The sequence below is a fragment of the Rhodococcus sp. GQ147 genome (assembly GCF_059759155.1).
Map to the genome: position 1 here is coordinate 1 of NZ_JCAXDU010000041.1, position 5,677 is coordinate 5,677.

General features: G+C 60.2%; 4 protein-coding genes. 2 read left to right on the forward strand and 2 right to left on the reverse strand.

Translation table 11 applies throughout. From position 1 onward, the window contains the following. Positions 1-361 precede the first annotated feature (361 nt). Positions 362-658: a Dabb family protein gene (locus tag AC6CID_RS24765; protein WP_039584518.1), complete on the forward strand. Its 297-nt coding sequence runs from the start codon at positions 362-364 to the stop codon at positions 656-658. A 73-nt stretch (positions 659-731) separates the two neighbouring features. Continuing rightward, the gene (nudC, locus tag AC6CID_RS24770) at positions 732-1,658 is read left to right on the forward strand and encodes an NAD(+) diphosphatase (protein ID WP_039584519.1); all 927 of its coding nucleotides are present in this window, start codon (positions 732-734) and stop codon (positions 1,656-1,658) included. Between the two features lie 862 nt (positions 1,659-2,520). Here nudC and AC6CID_RS24775 read toward each other — a convergent pair. Next, positions 2,521-4,167 carry a flavin-containing monooxygenase gene (locus tag AC6CID_RS24775; RefSeq protein WP_039584520.1) on the reverse strand — a complete coding sequence of 549 codons (1,647 nt, stop codon included), beginning with the start codon at positions 4,165-4,167 and terminating at the stop codon, positions 2,521-2,523. Between the two features lie 209 nt (positions 4,168-4,376). Continuing rightward, positions 4,377-5,522, reverse strand: a complete 1,146-nt coding sequence (locus AC6CID_RS24780) for an acyl-CoA dehydrogenase family protein (RefSeq protein WP_039584521.1) — start codon at positions 5,520-5,522, stop codon at positions 4,377-4,379. Positions 5,523-5,677: the final 155 nt, after the last annotated feature.

The window sequence follows — 5,677 nt, forward strand, 5'->3', positions numbered from 1 at the left end:
CTAGCGGACGAGTGTCCGAAAACAACACACCTGTCCGTCTGTCCCGGTTCTCGGAGATGTGTGTTGCACAATCGGACACACCGAAGGTCCATCACTGTTCTACCGTCACCCACGTGACCCACAGACGGCCAGAATCTCCCCATCACCGTTCGATGACGGGCCGGCACCGCGAGGGAACCCACCGGAGAACGGGTTCACCCCCGAGGCGCTCTCGAGAAGTGGGTTCCCCTGTACGTCCGCGGACTGCGGGGAGGGATGTTCGGTCGCCGCACGTCATGGTGAGGGCACATCAGCGGCTCTGAAAAACGTGCCGCTCACTTCGGGTGTCGAGCTCGAATTATGCTTCCAGAGAGGGATTATCATGTTGCATCATGTCGTAACATTCAGTTGGAAGAAGGACATCACCGACGAGCAGGTCGAATCGTTCCACAAAGCTCTTGACGCGATATCGGCGAGCATTCCCCAGGTCGTCGAGTTTCGCTACGGAAGGGACCTCGCCCTCAAGCCCGGGATCGGCGACTATGCAATATCTGCGATCTTCGAAGACGTCCCCGCCTTCCGCGCATATCTGGTCCATCCCGATCATGTGCGCCTCGTTGAAGAATTCATTTCGGTGATGTCCGAATCGTACTCGTCGATCCAGTTCGAGTTTGCCTGACGGCAGTGCCGGCCGCACGCGCACGAACGAAGTGCCGGTCGACATGGTCGCTCGTTGCGGAAGGTTGTGATCAATGGTGAACGCTGACGGTGTCGGGGGTGCCCTTCCTGGTGATGCCTTGAGTCGCCCTGTGGCGCTACGTGACGATGCGACCGTGCAGGCGAGGGCATGGCCGGATGCGCGGCTGCTTCGCGTGAACGGTGCCGGTCAGGTTCGTCTCATCGATGGACAACTGCTCCTCGAGTCGGCTGCCGACTATTGTTCCCAACCTCCGACACACGCGGTCTTGTTGGGAGTCGTTGGTACGGTGCATCAATGGGCTGTACGGGACGAGTTTCTCACGGAGGCCCCCATGGAGAGCGTGGGCATCGAGTTCGGTGACCTGCGGTCACACGGAGCGCTTCTCGATGCAGTTGATGCCGAACGGTATCTCACCGCGCAGGCCCTGCTGATGTGGCAGGACGAATCCCACTTCTGCGCCAAGGACGGGGCGCCGATGACGATCACCTCGGGTGGTTGGACGCGCGTGTGCACTGCGTGCGGTCGGGAGGAGTACCCGCGGACCGATCCTGCGATCATTTGTCTGGTACATGACGGGGCGGACCGCGTGCTGTTGGCGCGACACGCGGCGTGGCCGGCGCGGAACTTCTCGACGCTGGCGGGATTCGTCGAGGCCGGCGAGTCGCTCGAAAGCTGTGTGGCGCGGGAGATTGCGGAAGAGGTCGGTCTCGTTGTCTCCGACGTAGCCTACGTCGGAAGTCAGCCATGGCCGTTTCCGCGTTCCCTCATGCTCGGCTTCCATGCCGTCGCCGATCCTCGAGAACCGCTCATCTTCAGTGATGGTGAGATCTGCGAGGCTGTGTGGTGCTCCCGCGCGGAGGTGAAGGAGGCCCTCGCCGCCGGCGACTGGGCTAGTTCGGTCGATGCGCCCGTGTTGCTGCCGGGGAAGGTCTCGATCGCACGGCGCATGCTCGAGGCATGGGTGCGAACTGCTAGCTGAACGTCCGGATTGATCGCCGCCGACCTGACATCGTGATACAAGGGTCGCTTGTGGTCGACGATCCGGAGTCGCAAGGCGAGGGCACGCGCTGCGGCAGTCCTGATCTGCATCGTGTGCCCTTTTCCTCGGGTGTGTCGGTGCTGAGTCCTGTCAGCCGCTGCCGACAGGACTCCCATCGGCGACGAATGGCCGCTCACCCGGGAGGAGGTGATGCAGCTCAGCGGAATGGCGACGGATACTGTTGTTGTATAACGAAATTAAGTATTATGTTCGTGTCGACAGTATTGTGGTTGCCGGCTGGCGCGGCCCACTTGTCGGCGGTTCGTCCCACGAGCATCCACCACGGGCAACATGGTCGCCCCGCGGTGTGCATGCAGTGGCGGCGAGGCGGCGTGCCTCCATCTCCGGGCACGGGCAGATCCCGATATCCCCCTGCGTTCGGGCTGCCGGGGTCCCGCTTCGGCGATCGACCGATAGTCGAAGCGGGGCCTTCCGTCCACTTGTCGATGCCGCCTTGTCGGCGACCTCCGCTCGATCCCCCAACACGTCAGGGTCGTGGCTACACCCCTCCAGGTCCGTCATCGGTTCGGTTTGAACCAAAACTCTGGACAGTCGACCCTCTCGCTCGGGCGATCCACGTCGTGTTCGTGTGATGGCGTTTGATCAGCCTCGCCTACATCGTGACCGCATCACCGATGCTCGCGCCCGTCTCGTCTACGGCGACGTGCTCGAAGGCAATGCTCTCGGTTCCATGATTGCCCCATCGACGCAGTCGATGTCCATCGGGGATCAGGGCAGTGAGCCCCGTCGAACGGATGCTTGGGCTACTGGGGGACCCAGTAGCCCAAGCGTGTCCGTCTCGTCAGTCGGTCTCGTAGGTGTCGTAACCGTTGGACTTGATTTCTTCCCAACGAGCAAAGTACTGAGGGACTCCTCCTGAGTAGTTGAGCATCTGCGCCGGCTTACCGGGCACGTTTGCACCCCAGTACCACGAACGTGCCTTTGTGAACATCGAGTTCACGAAAAGCTCGTCGACGTGTGCGCGCCACTGCTTCTCGGACTCTTCGGTGTTCTCGAACCGTGTCGCCCCTTTCTCGCGCAGGTACTCGAGGAACTCGACGACGATTTCGCCTTGGTACTCGGCAGATGTCGGGCCGTTGCAGAACCCGGACGGGCTCTGAGGTCCGTACAGGAACATCATGTTCGGGAATCCGCGGGTCGACAGGCCCAGACACGTGTCGACACCGGACTTCCACTTGTCCTGAATCGTCAGGCCGTCGACGCCGGTGATATCGATAGCCATGATCCCACCACGGTTGTTGTCGAACCCTGTTGCCAGTACGAGGAGGTCGCATTCGATGACACCGTCGTCGGTTTCGACACCATGCGGCAGCACCCGTCGAATCGGCGTGACGTTGGAGTCGATGACATCGACATTGTCCTGATTGATGACATCGAAGTAGTCCTGTTCGAGGGAGGGACGCTTGACGCCGTAGGGGTGCGGAGGCGTCTCCGGTGCGACGATTGCCGCCTTCTTGGGGTCGGTGACCCGTTCGAGGACCTTGCCACGCCAGAAGTCGTAGAACGTACGGTTGGCCTCCTCATCTACAAGGATGTCCTGGAAGTTTCCGAGCCACATCTCGAAACCACCTTCTGCCCACATCTTCTCGTAGATCGCGTCGCGCTCTTCCTTACTCAGGTCGGTGGCGTTCTGCGGAATGAAATCGAAGTCGAAGCCGGCAAACGCCTTGTAGCGCGTAGCAAACCGCTCGGGAAGTCCCTTCCGGAAGTGCTCGTTGTCGTCATGGGTGAGTTTGCGTTGCTGCATCGGAAGTGCCAGATTCGGGGTGCGTTGGAACACGGTGACGTGTTCGGCCACATGACCTGCCTCCTGGACGACCTGCACACCGCTGGCGCCGGTACCGATGACGACAACTTTGCGGCCACTCATATCCACGCCCTCTTGAGGCCAGCGCGCAGTGTGGTAGCACTCACCGGCGAAGGAATCGAGCCCTTCGAGATTCGGATACAGCGGCTTGGCGCCGAATCCTGTGGCAACAATGACCTGCCGTGCCGTCTGGATCTTGCCGTCGGCGGACCGTACGGTCCACTGACGGGTTTCCTCGTCCCACGTGCATGCTTCGGCGAAAGTGTCGAACACGACGTCGCGGGTGAGGTCGAGCTGTGAGTCGACGTAGTTGAAGTACTCACGAACCCCTTGGTGGCCCGGATACAGTTCGGTGAAGTCGTACTTCTTCCACAGGTCCTTGTACGAGAACTGGTAGATCTGCCCGGTGCTGTCGGTACGGGCTCCGGGATAGCAGTTCCACCACCAGATTCCGCCCAATCCACCCGCGGCGTCCCAGACATTGACGGTGAAACCGAGATCGCGCAGTCGGTCCAATGCGTACAGGCCGGAGAATCCTCCCCCGATGATCAGAACATCGAGTACGTCATTGTTCGAGTGCGAGCCGCTGCGGGTCGCTGTGGCGACCTGGGATTCGGTCATGTGGTCCTCCTGGAGATTTCCCGGGACGGGTGCTTCCGCCCGGACATCTACGACGGTAGAAGCGAACATGTGATGTGAAGTGTCCGAAATCGAGTCAAGACACTTCAATAAGGCACACGTATTGATAAGCAGCGCAAACTAATTCACTGACCATGCGGCATTCGAACCTTCTGCACTCACGACAGAACGATCGGTACACGACGCCGAGATCAGAAGCCCAGATCGCGACCGATCAGTTCTTTCATGATTTCGTTCGATCCCGCCCAGATCTTCGTGACCCGGGCATCCCGCCAGGCTCGTGCCACTCGGTACTCGTTCATGTAGCCGTATCCCCCGTGCAGTTGCACACAATGATCGAGGATCCGGTTCTGGATCTCGGCAGTCCACCACTTGGCCTTGGCTGCATCGATCGGTGTCAACGTCCCCTCCGAGTGGGCTTCGATGCAGCGGTCGACGTACGCCTGTGTCACGTCGAGCTGTGTCACGAGTTCGGCAAGCAAGAACTTGTTGTGCTGGAACGTTCCGATGGACTGCCCGAATGCCTTTCGTTCTCGGCAGTAGTTGATCGTCTCGAGCAGAATCTGCGCAGCGTGCGCGAGATTGGCAATGGCGCATCCGAGTCGTTCCTGGGGCAGGAAGGACATCATGTGGATGAATCCTCGATCGAGCTCGCCGATCACGTCGTCATCGGTGACGCGCACCCGGTCGAGGAAGAGTTCAGCGGTGTCTGCTTCGTCCTGTCCGACCTTGTCGAGTTTGCGGCCACGCTCGAATCCGGGCAAGGAGGTGTCCACGCCGAAGAGGGTAATTCCCTTGGCCTTCTTCGATGGAGAGGTACGTGCCGGAATGATCACCAGGTCTGCAGAGTAACCGTTGGTGATGAATGTCTTGGCACCCGAGAGCAACCACCCGTTGCCGTCCCGCACTGCGGTGGTCTTCAGTGCGGCCAGATCCGATCCCCCACCGGGTTCGGTCATTCCGATGGCGGTGAGCACGTCCCCGGAACACAGTCCTGGGAGCCACCTCGCCTTCTGTTCGTCGGTGGTCAGGTGCACCAGGTACGGCGCCACGACGTCACAGTGAATACTCACGCTCGACGCCAACGCGGCATTCATCTTGGCCAATTCTTCGATGAGAACCGCATTGAAGCGATAATCCCCTGCCTCGACGCCTGAATATCGTTCGGGTACTTCGAGTCCCAACAGGTCATGCTTACCCGCGGCAAGCCAGAACTCTCGCGGCAATGCCTTGTTGGCACGAACGTCGGCGGCCAGGGGCTCGAACCATCGAGCGAGAAACTCGCGGACAGAGTGTCGGTAAGCCTCGTGATCATCGCCGTACACCGTTCGCTTCATGATGGGTCATCCTTCGGATCGGGTGGACGTCACCGTCCAGACGGACGATGTGAGGAGGCAAGGAGTGATTGCCTACCCCATATCATCGTCTCGTTCACCGGCCGTTTGAGATGTCCTGTTATGCGACAGAGTGTTTCAGGGGTCAGGAACCGAAT

Bases quoted from the DNA above. Each gene is read 5' to 3' on its own strand.
- AC6CID_RS24765 (WP_039584518.1), top strand. From the start codon at position 362: ATGTTGCATCATGTCGTAACATTCAGTTGGAAGAAGGACATCACCGAC.
- nudC (WP_039584519.1), top strand. From the start codon at position 732: ATGGTGAACGCTGACGGTGTCGGGGGTGCCCTTCCTGGTGATGCCTTG.
- AC6CID_RS24775 (WP_039584520.1), bottom strand. From the start codon at position 4,167: ATGACCGAATCCCAGGTCGCCACAGCGACCCGCAGCGGCTCGCACTCG.
- AC6CID_RS24780 (WP_039584521.1), bottom strand. From the start codon at position 5,522: ATGAAGCGAACGGTGTACGGCGATGATCACGAGGCTTACCGACACTCT.